Below are 14,075 nucleotides of genomic sequence, written 5' to 3'. Positions count from 1 at the left end.
AGATGACTCAGCCCAGCTTCGCAACCCACGAGGTCTTCAACCAGTCGCCGCCGTTTTGGGATGTCGATCTGTTTGCCGTGGACCGGCCGCTGGTCGAGGCGGTCAAGGCCAATGGCGGCGCTAAGGCGGAGCGGGAGCTGTCCGAATTCGGCAAGCATTGGGGCTCGGCCGCGATGGCCGATCGCGGGCGCGTGGCGAACGAGAACACGCCAAAACTGCGCACCTTCGACGCCAAGGGGAATCGCCGCGACCAGATCGAGTTTCATCCGGCCTATCACGAGCTGATGGCGCACAGCGCGCATGCCGGTGTGCACAATTCGACGTGGACGGCGGACGGGAAGCCGGCGGGCGATGCCGCCGAGGTCATCCGCGCCGCAAAATTCTACATCGCTTCGCAGGTCGAGACCGGCCATCTCTGTCCAATCACGATGACGCGTGCCTCCGTCGCCGCGCTGGCGATGCAGCCGGATCTGCTGGCGCGCGTGATGCCGGTGCTGGCGACGAAGAGCTACGACCCGACGTTTGCGCCGTGGTGGCGCAAGCGCGGCATGACGCTCGGCATGGGCATGACCGAGAAGCAGGGCGGCACCGATGTGCGCGCCAACATGACGCGCGCGGTGCGCGACGGCGAGGCCTATCGCATCACCGGCCACAAATGGTTCATGTCGGCGCCGATGTGCGACGCGTTCCTGGTGCTGGCGCAGGCCGACGAGGGACTGACCTGCTTCTTCATGCCGCGCTTTGCGCCCGACGGGTCCGTCAACGCGATCCAGTTCCAGCGCTTGAAGGACAAGCTCGGCAACCGCTCCAATGCCTCGTCCGAGGTCGAATTCGCCGCCGCTTATGCGCAAGCGGTCGGCGAGGCGGGCAAGGGCATCCGCACCATCATCCAGATGGTGCAGCTGACGCGGCAGGATTGCGCGATCGCCTCCACCGGCCTGATGCGCTCGGGGCTCGCGCATGCGCTGCATCATGCGCGTCACCGCAGCGTGTTCCAGAAGCATCTCGCCGATCAGCCCCTGATGCAGGCGGTGCTGTCGGACATGGCGCTGCATGTGGAGGCGAGCGTCGCCCTGGTGATGCGGCTCTGCCGCGCCTTCGACCGCACCCCGCACGATGCGGCGGAGGCCGCCTATATGCGGCTGCTGACGCCCGCGATCAAATACTGGACCTGCAAGAGCGCGCCTAGCTTCCTCTACGAGGCGATGGAGTGCCTCGGCGGCAACGGCTATGTCGAGGACGGCATCCTGGCACGCCACTATCGGGAGTCGCCGGTCAACGCGATCTGGGAAGGCTCGGGCAACGTGATGTGCCTCGACGTGCTGCGCGCACTGTCGCGCGAGCCGGAGGCGGCGATGGCGGTGCTGCAATCGCTTGCCGCCGAGACCAAGGGTTTGCCGGGCGCAGGCGAGGCGGTCGCGTTCATCGACAAGACCTTCCGCCGCGCCGATGGCGAGCGCGTCGCGCGGCTCGCGGTCGAGAAGCTGGCGCTGCTTGCCGCGGCCGCCGCGCTGAACGGCGTGTCGCCGCGTCATGCTGAACTGTTCGCGGCCACGCGCCTCGCCACAACCCACGCCAGCATGTACGGCGCGGTCGAGCTGGAGAGCGGCGACGTGCGCGCGCTGCTGGAGAGGGCGCTGCCGTGAGCTTTTTGCTTCTTTTTTGCCGTCATTCCGGGGCGATGCGAAGCATCGAACTACGGTGCGCCCTTGCGCACCTTGAGAATCTCGAGATTCCGGGTTCGCCCTTCGGGCGCCCCGGAATGACGGCCATCTCAACGAAAGCCTCCTGATGGATTCCCTCAATCCCGAGCATCCGCCACTGACCATGACGCCCGCGGATCACGCGCCGCGCGTCTGGAGGTTCTTCGGTACGGCGCTGTGGGGCCTTCTCATCTTCGTCGCGATGTTCGTCGGCCAGGTCGGGGCGATCCTGCTGCTGGCCGCGCTGCGCGGCCTTCCGATCGACATGGCCTCGATCCAGTCGGTCGGCCGCGAGCCGGCGGCGCTCGCGCTGTCGGTCATCATGGGCCTGCCGGCGACACTCCTCGCGGTGTGGCTCGCCATCCGTATCAAGAAGGCCTCCTTCGTCGACTATCTCGCGCTGCGCTGGCCGTCCTGGATGCAGCTCCTGTTCGGCGCGGTCGGTCTCATCCTGCTGGTGCTGGCCTGGGAGACGGTGTCGCGGAGCCTCGGCCGCGAGGCGACGCCGGGCTTCATGACCGATCTGTTGAAATCGGGCCGTGACAAGGGCGCGGCCCTGTTGCTGCTGATCGCCTTCAGCGTGGCGGCGCCGATGTCGGAAGAGGTGCTGGCGCGCGGCTTTCTCTATCGCGGCTGGTCGGCGAGCTTCCTGCGCGTGCCCGGCGCGATCATCCTGTCGTCGCTGGTGTGGACGGTCGTGCATCTGCAATACGACCTGTACTTCCTCGCCGAGGTCTTCACCATCGGCGTGTGGTTCGGCTACATGCGCTATCGCGCCAATTCGCTCTGGCTCACGATCGTGCTGCACGCGCTGAACAACATGACTGCGGTGGTGCTGACGATGTGGCTGGGGGGCTGACGGAGGTTGCCCCGCATTCCGTCATTGCGAGCGCAAGCGAAGCAATCCAGAATCTCTCCGCGGAGGGATTCTGGATTGCTTCGTCGCATCAGCGCAAAATTGCTTCGCAATTTTGTCGCGAGCCCCTCGCAATGACGAGCAGAGGGAGGCGCCCACAACGACGAGTTTCAGGCCACCAGCGCGATCGCGACCGGCATCGTGATGGCCGCAAGGATCGTCTGCAGCGTGATGATCTGCGCCAGCAGCGGCGCATCGCCACCCATCTGCCGGGCCAGCACATAGGCGCTGGGTGAGGTCGGCACCGCCGCGCAGATCGCGACGATTGCCAGACTGTTGCCTGATAGCCCGAACCAGGCCGCAAGCCCCAGCGCGAGCACGGGCATCAGGACCAGCTTGAAGGCGACGCCGATCGTCGCGCTCAGGCTGGGACGCAGGAGGCCTTCGAGATGCAGGCCCGCACCGGTCACGAGCAGGCCGATCGCCAGCGATGACCGGCTCAGCGCGTCCGCAACCTCATGCCAGATCTTCGGCAGCGGCAGATGGACGACGTTGATGAAGAGCCCGATTGCGCAGGCCCAGATCAGGGGATTTCGGATCACCGTCATGACGATCGCGCGGGCGGACTGTTTCTCCGGCGATGCATAGTGCGCGAGCACGGCGACGCTGAACACGTTGACCAGAGGGATGATCGCGACCATCGCGACCGAAGCCAGCGCCAGCCCGACATCGCCGAACATGTTGGCGGAGACGGAGAGCGCCACATAGGTCTGCCAGCGCGTCGCGCCCTGGAAGATCGAGGTAAAGGCCGGCCCGTCAATATCGAGCCGCGACAGGGCCGGGCGCAGCGCGAGGCACAGCAGCGACATCGCCAGCGCCGACAGCAAGAGCGCGCCGCCGACGCCGGCGACCGGCACCTTGGAAAGGTCGGCCTTCACCAGCGTCTGGATCAGCAGCATCGGAAACAGCACGAAATAGGTCAGCCGCTCCAGCCCGTGCCATTGCGTGTCCAGCCGCATCAGGCTGCGCCTCAGCACGACGCCGAGCACGATGAGGATGAAGACCGGCAGCAGCGCCGCGATTACGACGGCCATGGGGGTCAGCCGTTTCCGGTGCGCAAGTTCGCGAGGCGGTCGAGCGCGCCTTGCAGGATGAAGATCGCGGCGTGCTCGTCGATCACCTCGGCGCGCTTGGCGCGGCTGACATCCATTCCGATCAGCTCGCGTTCGACCGCTGCGGTCGAGAGGCGCTCGTCCCAGAGGCCGATGGGGAGCGTGGTGAGATTGGCGAGGTTGCGGGCGAAGGCGCGGGTCGATTGCGCGCGCGGGCCCTCGCTGCCGTCCATGTTGATGGGCAGGCCAAGCACGAAGCCGACGACCTTGCGCTCAGCAGCGATCGCGAGCAGCCGGGCGGCGTCCTGCTTGAACGCCTTGCGCTGAATGGTCTCGACGCCGGTCGCCAACCGCCGGTCCGGGTTCGACACGGCGACGCCAATCGTCTTGGTGCCCAGATCAAGGCCAACCAGCCCGCCGCGTTCGGGCCAGTGGGTTGCAGCATCGACCAGGGGCAGGATAAGAGCCGGCATGGCATCAGCGCATATCACGCGTCACGCCGTGGAGTGAACCCGGAACATGGATGCGCTGACACTATTCGGCCTGTTTGCCGTCACCGCGATGCTGGTCTGCTATGCGATGGAGGACCGCAGCCACTGGTTCGTGCTGCTGTTCGCGATGTCCTGCGCGCTCGGCTCGGCCTACGGCTTCCTGCAGGGCGCCTGGCCGTTCGGGCTGGTCGAGGCGATCTGGGCCGTGGTGGCGCTCCGGCGCTGGTATCTCAGGCCGCGATGACGTCGTCGTCCTTCTTCAGGCAGGCGGCAAAGCCTTGCAGCGCGCTGTACTGATGTCCGGCACTGCGCTGGATGAAGAGTGTCTCGACGCGCGCGTGCGAGGCGCTCAGCGGGTGGATCGACACGCTGCCGTTCATCGCGCTGCGCTCGACCACGGCGCGCGGGAGCAGCGTCACGCCCATGTCGGCGGCGACGCAGCCGATCATGCCGTCGAGCGTGCCGAGCTCAAACCGTGCGGCCGACGGCCAGCCGAACTCGACGAAGATCTGCTCGAGTCGTTGGCGATAGGTGCAGCCGGTGCGGAACACCAGCGCAGTCGGACCTGACTCCGGCGTGCCGGCACGCAGCTCGGCTAGCGAGCTCCAGCGCCGCGCGCTGACCAGCACCAGCTCTTCGCGGAAGGCGCTCGTCGCCGTGAGGTCGGCATGCGCGATGGGACCTGCGACGAAGGCGCCGTCGAGCGTGCCTTCGAGCACGCCAGCAACAAGGTCGGCCGTTGTTGCCGTGCGCAAGGAGAGGCGCACGGCCGGGAAGCAGCGGTGGAAATCGGCCAGCAGCGGCGGCAGTCGCACGGCGGCTGTCGTTTCCATCGAACCGATCGCCAGAGGTCCCTTCGGCTCGCCATCGTCGCGCGCGGCGAGCACGGCCTCGCGCGATAGCGCGGCCATCCGTTCCGCGTAGGGCAGGAGGCGTTTGCCGGCGCCGGTCAGCGTCATGCCGCGGCTGTGGCGCTCGAACAGCGGCGTGCCGATCTCCGCCTCCAGCGCCTTCACGCGCTGGGTGACGTTTGATTGCACGGTGTTGAGCTCTTCGGCGGCGCGAGTGATGCCGCCGGTACGCGCGACCGCGGCGAAGGTCTGGATATCGCTGAGTTCCATGGCGTCGTTTCGCTTTTGTGATGGCAGCGTTCGCTACAATTCATTTTTCGAGAATGCTAGTCGCGCTTAGTCTCGCTGTCCAGATCGGGGAGAAGCCATGCCCATTGCGACGCCGCTGACGAGCTTGCTGGAGATCAGGCATCCCATCCTGCTGGCGCCGATGGATGTCATCGCGGGCAGCCGTCTGGTGGCGGCTGTCAGCCGCGCGGGAGGCTTCGGCATTCTGGGCGGCGGCTATGGCGAGCGGGCGTGGCTGGAGCGGGAGACCGCAAAGCTCTCCGGTCTGCGTGCGCCGTTCGGGATCGGCTTCATCACCTGGAGCCTCGCCAAGCGGCCCGAGCTGCTCGACATCGCGCTCGCCGCAAAGCCGTCGGCGATCATGCTGTCCTTCGGCGATCCTGCGCCGTTCGCACCGAAGATCAGATCCGCGGGCGCGCGCCTGATCTGCCAGGTGCAGGACGAGGCGATGGCGCGGCAGGCGCTCGACGCCGGCGCCGATATCCTGATCGCGCAGGGCACGGAGGCGGGCGGTCACGGCGCGTCACGGACGACCGTCGATCTCGTGCCCGCCGTGGTCGATCTCGCCGCGGGCCGCGTGCCCGTCGTCGCGGCCGGCGGCATCGCAGACGGGCGCGGTCTCGCCGCCATGATGATGCTCGGCGCGGGCGGCGTGCTGCTCGGCACGCGCTTCTATGCGAGCCAGGAAGCCGACGGCGCCGAGGAGGCCAAGCGGCGCATTTGCGCGGCCAGCAGCGGCTCGACCGTGCGCGGCATCATCTTCGACCTGTCGCGCAACAATGTCTGGCCGGCGCCCTTCACGGGAAGGTGTCTGCTCAACGACCACGCCAGGCGCTGGATCGGCCGCGAGGTCGAGATGATGCAGAATGTCGCCGCAGTCGCGGCGGAGTATGCCGCAGCAAAGGCGGCCGGCAATTTCGATGTCGCCGCCGTGATCGCGGGCGAGGCGGTTGGCCTGATCCATGATATTCCGCCGGCGGCCGAGATCGTCGAGCGTATTGCGATTGAGGCGGAGCACCTGCTTGCCGGCCGGCGCAACTCCATCACGTCCGTCGCCTGAACTGAGAGAGACACACCATGTGGCCTGACCGTCGACTGATCGACCTCTTCAAGACCGAATTCCCGATCGTGCAGGCGCCGATGGCCGGCGTGATGGATGCGGAGCTGGTGATCGCCGCCGCGCAAGGCGGGGCGCTGGGCTCGCTGCCCTGCGCGATGCTGTCGGCGGAGAAGGCGCGCGAACAGGTTGGTCTCATCCGCCAGCGCGTGAAGGCGCCGGTCAACATGAACTTCTTCTGTCACACGCCGGTCGATCTCACGCCGGAGGCCGAAGCGCGCTGGAAGCAGCGGCTCGCCGGTTACTACCGGGAGCACGGCCTCGATCCGGCGGCGCCCATCAACGCCGCGAACCGGGCTCCGTTCGATGCGGCCTTTTGCGAAGTCGTCGAGGAGCTGAAGCCGGAAGTCGTCAGCTTCCATTTCGGCCTGCCGGAGCAGGCGCTGCTCAAGCGCGTCAAGGCGGCCGGCTCTCTCGTCATCTCGTCCGCCACGACGGTGAAGGAAGCCGTCTGGCTCGAGCGGCACGGTGCCGACGCCGTGATCGCGCAAGGCGCCGAGGCCGGCGGCCATCGCGGCATGTTCCTGACCGACAAGATCGCCGAGCAGCCCGGCACCTTCGCGCTGGTGCCGCAGGTCGCCGATGCCGTGAAGGTGCCGGTCATCGCAGCGGGTGGCATCTCCGACGGGCGCGGCATCGCCGCCGCCTTCGCGCTCGGCGCGTCCGGCGTGCAGATCGGCAGCGCCTATCTGCGTTGCCCGGAATCCAAGGTGAGTGCGGCGGGCCGCGCTGCGCTGGCCGAGGGGCGGGACGATTCCACCGTCATCACCAATGTCATGACCGGCCGGCCGGCGCGCGGGGTCCAGAACCGCCTGATGCGCGAGGCCGGTCCGATCTCGCCGGATGCACCTCCGTTTCCCCATGCGGCAACCGCGCTGGGGCCGCTCAAGGCCGCCGCCGAAAAGCAGAGCAGGGTGGATTTCACCAATCTCTGGGCCGGCCAGGCCATCGCCCTCGGCCGTGAGCTCCCTGCCGCCGAATTGACCCGGGATCTGGCCAAATCGGCCCTGGCCCGCATGAAGGCGCTCGCTGGATAGGCGGGAAGCCCCGGTTGCGGCGCAAAACCGGCCTCTGCTATACGGCACATAGGTTTTGCCGTGAGAGGCCTTATATAATGTCCGTCGACGCCGCTACCGTCCGCCGCATCGCGCATCTGGCGCGCATCGCGGTTTCCGAGGGCGAGGTTCCGCATCTGCAGGGCGAGCTCAACGCCATGCTCGCCTTCGTCGAGCAGCTCTCGGAGGTCAATGTCGAGGGCGTGGAGGCCATGACCTCGGTCACCCCGATGCAGATGAAGAAGCGGCAGGACGTGGTCAATGACGGCGAGATCGCGGACGATATCGTTGCCAACGCGCCCGCGACCGAAGGTCACTTCTTCCTGGTGCCGAAGGTCGTCGAGTAATTTTTAGGACGTGGTCCGATGTGCCTGCTTTGCGACGATGAGAAGGCCTACCAGGCCTATATGAACTATCTCGACAAGATGGAGCGGCAGGGCAAGGCTGCCGACCCCAATGTCGCCGTCAATGCCGTGCTCGACGAGATCGAGGCGGCTGCGAAAGCGGCCGCCAAGAAAGACGACCCGGCCAACGACAAGACCCTGTCTCCATTCTTCTGCAGCCCGATCAATAAATGACCGATTTGACATCGCTGACGCTCGCCGAGGCCCGCAAGGGTCTCGCGGCCAAGACTTTCACGTCACTCGAGCTGACCGACGCGCATCTGTCCGCGATCGAAGCCGCGCGCGTGCTCAATGCCTTCGTGATGGAGACGCCGGACCGCGCGCGCGATATGGCGCGCGAGGCGGATGGCAAGATCGCCAAAGGCGATGCCGGTCCGCTCGCCGGCATCCCGCTCGGCATCAAGGACCTGTTCGCGACCAAGGGCGTGCGCACCACGGCCTGCTCGAAGATCCTCGGCAATTTCGTGCCAACCTACGAGTCCACCGTGACCTCGCAGCTCTGGCGCGACGGCGCGGTGATGCTCGGCAAGCTCAACAATGACGAGTTCGCGATGGGCTCGGCGAACGAGACCTCGTGCTTCGGTCCCGTCGGCAATCCCTGGCGACGTGAAGGCTCCAACACCACGCTGGTGCCGGGCGGCTCGTCCGGCGGCTCGGCCTCGGCCGTGGCGGCGCTGCTGTGCATGGGCGCGACCGCGACCGACACCGGCGGCTCGATCCGCCAGCCGGCGGCGTTCACCGCGACCGTCGGCATCAAGCCGACCTATGGCCGCTGCTCGCGCTGGGGCATCGTCGCCTTTGCCTCCTCGCTCGACCAGGCAGGTCCGATCGCGCGCAGCGTGCGCGACAGCGCGATGCTGCTGCGCTCGATGGCCGGCCACGATCCGAAGGACACGACGTCCGTCGATATTCCCGTGCCGGACTATGAGGCCGCGATCGGCAAATCCGTGAAGGGCATCAGGATCGGCATCCCCAAGGAGTACCGTCTCGACGGCATGCCGGCCGAGATCGAGAAGCTGTGGAGCGAGGGCGCGGCGTGGCTCAAGGCCGCCGGCGCCGAGCTCGTCGAGGTGTCGCTGCCGCACACGAAGTACGCGCTGCCGGCCTATTACATCGTGGCGCCGGCGGAGGCGTCCTCCAACCTCGCGCGCTATGACGGCGTGCGCTACGGCCTGCGCGAGCAGGGCAGGAACATCATCGAGCTGTACGAGAACACCCGCGCCGAAGGTTTTGGCGCGGAGGTGCGCCGCCGCGTCATGATCGGCACCTATGTGCTCTCGGCCGGCTATTACGATGCCTATTATCTGCGCGCCCAGAAGGTCCGCACGCTGATCAAGAAGGATTTCGAGGATTGCTTCGCCAAGGGCGTCAACGCGATCCTGACGCCTGCGACGCCGTCGGCGGCCTTCGGCATCGGCGAGAAGGGCGGCGCCGACCCGGTCGAGATGTATCTCAACGACATCTTCACGGTGACGGTGAACATGGCGGGGCTGCCCGGCATCGCCGTGCCCGCCGGCAAGGACGCACAGGGCCTGCCGCTCGGCCTGCAACTGATCGGCCGTCCCTTCGACGAGGAGACGCTGTTCTCGCTCGGCGAAGTGATCGAGCAGGCCGCCGGCCGCTTCACGCCCGCGAGGTGGTGGTGAATGTCGCAGCGTTCATCGCGAGCCTCGACGGCGCGGCGCCGGCGCCGGACCTGAACGCGCCGCTCACAGGTCTCTGGTGGGCCGCCAAGGGCGACTGGGACCGGGCGCACAAGATCGTTCAGGACGAGAGCAGCCGCGAGGCGGCCTGGGTGCACGCCTATCTGCACCGCGTCGAAGGCGATCTCGGCAATGCCGGCTACTGGTATCGCCAGGCCGGACAGGTCGCGGCAGAGGATTCATTGGAAGCGGAGTGGCAGCGGATCGCTGTCACGCTGCTCGGGAGCAAGACATGAGCACGGCCACGCACAAGCTTCTCAAAGGCGCCACCGGCGATTGGGAGATGGTCATCGGCATGGAGATCCACGCCCAGGTGACGTCGAACTCAAAGCTGTTCTCGGGCGCGTCCACCGCGTTCGGCGGCGAGCCGAACAGCCACGTGTCGCTGGTCGATGTTGCGATGCCGGGCATGCTGCCCGTCATCAACGAGGAATGCGTCAGGCAGGCTGTCCGGACCGGGCTTGGTCTCAACGCAAAGATCAATCTGCGTTCGGTGTTCGATCGCAAAAACTATTTCTATCCGGACCTGCCGCAGGGCTACCAGATCAGCCAGTACAAATCGCCCGTCGTGGGCGAAGGTGAGGTGCTGGTCGAGCTCGACGGCGGTCGCAGTGTCACCGTCGGCATCGAGCGCCTGCATATCGAGCAGGATCCCGGCAAAATGCTGCACGACCAGTCGCCGTCGCTGTCCCTCATCGACTTCAACCGCTGTGGCGTGGCGCTGATGGAGATTGTCTCAAAACCGGACATCCGCGACGCCGAGCAGGCCAAGGCCTATGTCACCAAGCTGCGCTCGATCATGCGCTACCTCGGCACCTGTGACGGCGACATGGAGAAGGGAAATCTGCGCGCCGACGTCAACGTTTCCGTGCGCAAGCCCGGCGGGCCGCTCGGCACCCGCTGCGAAATCAAGAACATGAACTCGATCAACTTCATCGGCCAGGCGATCGAGTATGAAGCGCGGCGTCAGATCGATATCCTCGAGGACGGTGGGCAGATCGAGCAGGAGACGCGCCGGTTCGACCCCGACAAGGGCGAGACGCGGTCGATGCGGTCGAAGGAAGAGGCGCACGACTACCGCTACTTCCCCGATCCCGACCTGCTGCCGCTGGAGTTCAGCCAGGAGTTCGTCGACGAGCTGAAGGCGAAGCTGCCCGAGCTGCCGGACCAGAAGAAGACGCGCTTCGTCGCCGATTTCGGCCTGTCAGCTTACGACGCGAGCGTGCTGGTCGCCGAGCGCGAGAGCGCGGTGTTCTACGAGACCGTGCTCGACAAGCTCGGCAACCGCGCGCGCGACGGCAAGATGGCGGCGAACTGGGTGATCAACGAGCTGTTCGGTCGTCTCAACAAGGAAGGCCGGGATATTACGGGCTCTCCCGTCACCGCCGAGCAGCTGGCTGCGATCATCGATCTGATCGGCGAGGGCACGATCTCCGGCAAGATCGCCAAGGATCTGTTCGAGATCGTCTGGCAGGAGGGCGGCGATCCCCGCGCACTGGTCGAAAGCCGCGGCATGAAGCAGGTCACCGACCTCTCGGCGATCGAGAAGGTGGTCGACGACATCATCGCGGCCAATCCCGACAAGGCCGCGCAGGTCAAGGACAAGCCTCAGTCGCTCGGCTGGTTCGTCGGCCAGGTGATGAAGGCGTCCGGCGGCAAGGCCAACCCGCAAAGCGTCAACGAGCTGCTCAAGTCCAAGCTCGGCATCTAGCCTCACGCGTTCGGACGAGGTGACGGACATGCTTCGTCACCTCGCTATGGGTTCGCGATGCGACGCTCGCGCGCGTCCTCGGCGGCAATCTTCGTCCCGACGACTGCGATGCGGCGACCGAATCGCCGTCACGCGATTCGCGCAAAACGGCGGCTTGCACGGGCTCCGACGAGCGCTCGCGCCGTTAAGCATGAAAATATTTTCGTTGCCAAAAACTGCGACTCAGAGTCCGCGAAACGCCTTCGCGGGGCGATCCTGCGCGTCGCGACGCGCGTCATCGCGTCGATCACGCGCAATGCGTGAGTGCAGGAAAATACTTTCTGCATAGTGTTTTCTTGCAATCATTACTCTCGCAAACATCGATGATGCGCCCACTCTCCGCGATCGGACGAACACGTCATGCAGTGTGCTTGCATCGCGCTCGCCAAGCGCACGCGCCTTGCTGCGTCAACACTTCTTTAAGCGAGAAGCTGTTTTTTTCGTCGTGTTGGTGTATTCGGGATGAGTGTGCATTCGATCCCCGACTGCATGCAGCGATTAAAGCCATCTCACACATCGGAGGGCAACATGGCCAAGAAAGCGAAGAAGGCGAAGAAGGCGAAGAGCGCAGTGAAGAAGACTGCGAAGAAGACCCGCAAGGTCGCGAAGAAGAAGAAGTAACTTCGACTTCTGAAGTTGCCGGCTCCCAGAGAGCCGGCACGTCATCAGCGCCTCCCAGAGGTTCTGGTCGACGATAGAGGGTGTCGGCGAGACATCAGGTCAACGGTCGGATCGCTCTTTTCGCGGTCCGGCAGAAGAAACGAGTTTTCTTCGTTCGGTGCGGTGCCGGTTCTCCGGTTCTGCAATTTCACAAGCGGCCTTCGGGTCAACGTGAAATCTGGTCCTGACGTGTTCGCCGACGCCCTCGTTCTCTGAGGCCGGGGTATTGCCGGCATTCCCTTTCCACACATTGCTGATCTGGTCGTGGCGTGACCGCGCTGCCGCTGAGCGCTGCCTCGGGGCAGGCGAGGGCTGCGGCTTTGTCGTTGCGCGACGTCCGTGCGCCGTTTCCCCTATTTGCAGTGCCATCGCCCGGCGGCGACCCGGTGTGCCGCGGCTTCTCGATGGATGGGGCGCCCGCCTGCCGCCTTCGCTGAAGCTTCGGCGTTCCAGGACCGCAAGCCCCGGCAGTGCCTTGGCGTAGCCGGGTCATGGGTGACGACTGGAAGTGGCGGAGTGTACGCCACAGCGCCCCGCCACCGCGCGCGATGGTTATCGTTGTCCGAAAATCGCAGGGTAAACCGAATCTGACGAATCGCAGAAGTGCCCGTCAAATGGGGACTTTTGGCATTCCGTGCGCGGCCGCGGCCAAGGCGCGTTTACGTCTGCTTCATCGCGATACTTAAACTGCCATTCAAATTTGCCCGCCATCATCGCTTCCAACAAGCCGGCAAACGGCCTGGGCAAGAAGACTTGGGGAAGAGTTGAGCAGCGCATGATCCCAGAAGGGATCACGCAAATCAGAGTTGGACGGGAGCCGCGCTCGGGGGAACGAGGCGGCATAAGAAAACAGGGGATGCGTTATGTTTCAGGGTACTTTCGATCTGGAGACCGCAACGCCGATCGACGCGAGCGCGCTGTCGGACGTGCTGTTCGAGCGCGGGATCTATTGGGCGAGCGGCCGCGCCGGCCTCGTCGATCTCGTCGCCGCGCACAAATGGTTCAACCTCGCCGCCCTGAAGGGCCGCAAGGACGCCGTGGCGCTGCGCCAGGAAGTTGCCGGACAGATGTCGGACGCCGAGATCTCGGCCGCACAGCGCGACGCGAGGGCGTGGGTTTCCACCCACTAGAGCCATTTCTGTTCCGATGGCATCGGAACAGGGCTCTGGTGTCTTGTTCTGAGATGTTTTCCCGACGCGAACCGGTATCCGCTTTGCTTGAAAACGCTTCGAGCTGAGGATCGCAGCCGGCCCCGTGTTTCCACGGGCGTGCCTGGTTGCGCTGAATCAAGTTCCTTCGTCGTGACGCCGCCTAGACCCGCGCGGCATGAGCGCTGCCGACACGAATGGACAATGGCTGCCGATTCAGATCGCGCCCGACGATTGCGATCTGGAACTCGGACGGCCGCACAAGACGGGCATCGTGCCCTGGACCTTTCCATGCCGGCGCAGGTCCGGCGTCTGGTTCAACGTCTGGGCCGACGAGCCGGTGCTGATTTCGCCCTCGCATTGGCGAATCTGGCGGTCCGGCCGCTAGGTGCGGACACACATAATATAGGGAGAGCGAGAATCGGGCTGAGCTCAGCCGCGCGGATCCCTGCACCAAGCTCTCTCCGGCGCGGCGATCGCTTTCAGGTGAGAGAACGGCAGGCCTTGATTCTGCTGCTGGGTGGCGGAGAGGGAGGGATTCGAACCCTCGATACAGCTTGAGACCGTATGACGCTTTAGCAAAGCGTTGCCTTCAGCCACTCGGCCACCTCTCCGGTGCGAGCCTTATGCCTCTAATTACTTGGGCCGGTCAATTTGTAAGCGCGTGTTTGCGCTCGAATATTCCCAGCGATTTTCGGAATGGAGCCGGTTCGCTTCCGGGGTGCGAACCGTTACGCGCGAGAACGGACGCGGGGGCTGGAATATCCGGCGTATGCAGCAAGGATGTTCTTGCGTATGGGGGCATTCTTTCTAGCGTAAGTGACTGGATTTACTGCGGAATCAATAGAGTTTGTGGGAGAGAGTCTATCGAGGGGTTCGAATTCCTTCGTCTCCCCAGACTGCCGGTAATGCATTGATTTTACGCGTTTTTGCTGCT

The 14,075-nt window shown here is 65.3% G+C and carries 15 protein-coding genes and 1 tRNA gene; 12 read left to right on the top strand and 4 right to left on the bottom strand.

The genetic code is table 11. The annotated features are described in order from the left end of the window. The first annotated feature begins 2 nt into the window (after nt 1-2). Nucleotides 3-1,646 (top strand): acyl-CoA dehydrogenase family protein, encoded by a 1,644-nt coding sequence (locus WN73_RS21870; protein ID WP_271554727.1) that lies wholly within the window; start codon nt 3-5, stop codon nt 1,644-1,646. A 145-nt stretch (nt 1,647-1,791) separates the two neighbouring features. Then, nucleotides 1,792-2,562, top strand: a complete 771-nt coding sequence (locus WN73_RS21865; protein WP_271554726.1) for a CPBP family intramembrane glutamic endopeptidase — start codon at nt 1,792-1,794, stop codon at nt 2,560-2,562. A 167-nt stretch (nt 2,563-2,729) separates the two neighbouring features. On the opposite strand, the gene WN73_RS21860 is transcribed toward WN73_RS21865, so the two are convergent. Further along, nucleotides 2,730-3,653 (bottom strand): AEC family transporter, encoded by a 924-nt coding sequence (locus WN73_RS21860; RefSeq protein ID WP_028171590.1) that lies wholly within the window; start codon nt 3,651-3,653, stop codon nt 2,730-2,732. A gap of 5 nt (nt 3,654-3,658) precedes the next feature. Next, nucleotides 3,659-4,144 (bottom strand): Holliday junction resolvase RuvX, encoded by a 486-nt coding sequence (ruvX, locus tag WN73_RS21855; RefSeq protein ID WP_028171591.1) that lies wholly within the window; start codon nt 4,142-4,144, stop codon nt 3,659-3,661. Nucleotides 4,145-4,190: 46 nt separating this feature from the next. On the opposite strand from ruvX, the gene WN73_RS21850 reads away from it, so the two are divergent. Then, nucleotides 4,191-4,406, top strand: coding sequence for a hypothetical protein (locus tag WN73_RS21850; protein ID WP_028171592.1), 216 nt, complete (start codon nt 4,191-4,193; stop codon nt 4,404-4,406). On the opposite strand, the gene WN73_RS21845 is transcribed toward WN73_RS21850, so the two are convergent. Continuing rightward, the gene (locus WN73_RS21845; RefSeq protein ID WP_028171593.1) at nt 4,393-5,283 is read right to left on the bottom strand and encodes a LysR family transcriptional regulator; all 891 of its coding nucleotides are present in this window, start codon (nt 5,281-5,283) and stop codon (nt 4,393-4,395) included. The genes WN73_RS21850 and WN73_RS21845 overlap by 14 nt on opposite strands. A 97-nt stretch (nt 5,284-5,380) precedes the next feature. Here WN73_RS21845 and WN73_RS21840 point away from each other — a divergent pair, with 97 nt between their 5' ends. The 9 genes from WN73_RS21840 (at nt 5,381) to WN73_RS21800 (ending at nt 13,526) form a co-directional block, all read left to right on the top strand. Then, nucleotides 5,381-6,361 carry an NAD(P)H-dependent flavin oxidoreductase gene (locus WN73_RS21840; protein WP_028171594.1) on the top strand — a complete coding sequence of 327 codons (981 nt, stop codon included), beginning with the start codon at nt 5,381-5,383 and terminating at the stop codon, nt 6,359-6,361. Nucleotides 6,362-6,378: 17 nt separating this feature from the next. Continuing rightward, entirely contained in the window at nt 6,379-7,455 is a 1,077-nt protein-coding gene (locus WN73_RS21835) for an NAD(P)H-dependent flavin oxidoreductase (RefSeq protein WP_271554721.1), read from the top strand. A 77-nt stretch (nt 7,456-7,532) separates the two neighbouring features. Continuing rightward, nucleotides 7,533-7,820: an Asp-tRNA(Asn)/Glu-tRNA(Gln) amidotransferase subunit GatC gene (gene gatC, locus WN73_RS21830; protein WP_011087850.1), complete on the top strand. Its 288-nt coding sequence runs from the start codon at nt 7,533-7,535 to the stop codon at nt 7,818-7,820. Between the two features lie 18 nt (nt 7,821-7,838). Beyond that, the gene (locus WN73_RS21825; RefSeq protein WP_027547180.1) at nt 7,839-8,051 is read left to right on the top strand and encodes a hypothetical protein; all 213 of its coding nucleotides are present in this window, start codon (nt 7,839-7,841) and stop codon (nt 8,049-8,051) included. Beyond that, nucleotides 8,048-9,523: an Asp-tRNA(Asn)/Glu-tRNA(Gln) amidotransferase subunit GatA gene (gatA, locus tag WN73_RS21820; RefSeq protein ID WP_271554719.1), complete on the top strand. Its 1,476-nt coding sequence runs from the start codon at nt 8,048-8,050 to the stop codon at nt 9,521-9,523. The genes WN73_RS21825 and gatA overlap by 4 nt, the downstream gene beginning before the upstream one ends. Further along, nucleotides 9,514-9,816 (top strand): hypothetical protein, encoded by a 303-nt coding sequence (locus WN73_RS21815; RefSeq protein ID WP_271554718.1) that lies wholly within the window; start codon nt 9,514-9,516, stop codon nt 9,814-9,816. Before gatA ends, WN73_RS21815 begins: the two co-directional genes overlap by 10 nt. Then, a complete protein-coding gene (gene gatB, locus WN73_RS21810) occupies nt 9,813-11,291 on the top strand; it encodes an Asp-tRNA(Asn)/Glu-tRNA(Gln) amidotransferase subunit GatB (protein WP_271554717.1) in 1,479 nt (492 codons plus the stop codon). The genes WN73_RS21815 and gatB overlap by 4 nt, the downstream gene beginning before the upstream one ends. A gap of 1,562 nt (nt 11,292-12,853) precedes the next feature. Beyond that, entirely contained in the window at nt 12,854-13,120 is a 267-nt protein-coding gene (locus WN73_RS21805; RefSeq protein ID WP_028171599.1) for a hypothetical protein, read from the top strand. A 196-nt stretch (nt 13,121-13,316) separates the two neighbouring features. After that, complete coding sequence (locus WN73_RS21800) at nt 13,317-13,526, top strand: hypothetical protein (protein WP_011087842.1); 210 nt, start codon at nt 13,317-13,319, stop codon at nt 13,524-13,526. 133 nt (nt 13,527-13,659) lie between these two features. On the opposite strand, the gene WN73_RS21795 is transcribed toward WN73_RS21800, so the two are convergent. Further along, a tRNA-Ser gene (locus WN73_RS21795) sits at nt 13,660-13,752 on the bottom strand. Nucleotides 13,753-14,075: the final 323 nt, after the last annotated feature.

The organism is Bradyrhizobium sp. CCBAU 45394 (assembly GCF_028128655.1).
GTDB lineage: Bacteria > Pseudomonadota > Alphaproteobacteria > Rhizobiales > Xanthobacteraceae > Bradyrhizobium > Bradyrhizobium diazoefficiens.
This window is presented reverse-complemented; position numbering and strand designations above follow the sequence as displayed.

Coding starts and splice junctions, on each gene's coding strand:
- WN73_RS21850 (WP_028171592.1), top strand. CDS start 4,191: ATGGATGCGCTGACACTATTCGGCCTGTTTGCCGTCACCGCGATGCTG.
- gatC (WP_011087850.1), top strand. CDS start 7,533: ATGTCCGTCGACGCCGCTACCGTCCGCCGCATCGCGCATCTGGCGCGC.
- gatA (WP_271554719.1), top strand. CDS start 8,048: ATGACCGATTTGACATCGCTGACGCTCGCCGAGGCCCGCAAGGGTCTC.
- WN73_RS21865 (WP_271554726.1), top strand. CDS start 1,792: ATGGATTCCCTCAATCCCGAGCATCCGCCACTGACCATGACGCCCGCG.
- WN73_RS21825 (WP_027547180.1), top strand. CDS start 7,839: ATGTGCCTGCTTTGCGACGATGAGAAGGCCTACCAGGCCTATATGAAC.
- WN73_RS21835 (WP_271554721.1), top strand. CDS start 6,379: ATGTGGCCTGACCGTCGACTGATCGACCTCTTCAAGACCGAATTCCCG.
- gatB (WP_271554717.1), top strand. CDS start 9,813: ATGAGCACGGCCACGCACAAGCTTCTCAAAGGCGCCACCGGCGATTGG.
- ruvX (WP_028171591.1), bottom strand. CDS start 4,144: ATGCCGGCTCTTATCCTGCCCCTGGTCGATGCTGCAACCCACTGGCCC.
- WN73_RS21800 (WP_011087842.1), top strand. CDS start 13,317: ATGAGCGCTGCCGACACGAATGGACAATGGCTGCCGATTCAGATCGCG.
- WN73_RS21870 (WP_271554727.1), top strand. CDS start 3: ATGACTCAGCCCAGCTTCGCAACCCACGAGGTCTTCAACCAGTCGCCG.
- WN73_RS21860 (WP_028171590.1), bottom strand. CDS start 3,653: ATGGCCGTCGTAATCGCGGCGCTGCTGCCGGTCTTCATCCTCATCGTG.
- WN73_RS21840 (WP_028171594.1), top strand. CDS start 5,381: ATGCCCATTGCGACGCCGCTGACGAGCTTGCTGGAGATCAGGCATCCC.
- WN73_RS21805 (WP_028171599.1), top strand. CDS start 12,854: ATGTTTCAGGGTACTTTCGATCTGGAGACCGCAACGCCGATCGACGCG.
- WN73_RS21845 (WP_028171593.1), bottom strand. CDS start 5,283: ATGGAACTCAGCGATATCCAGACCTTCGCCGCGGTCGCGCGTACCGGC.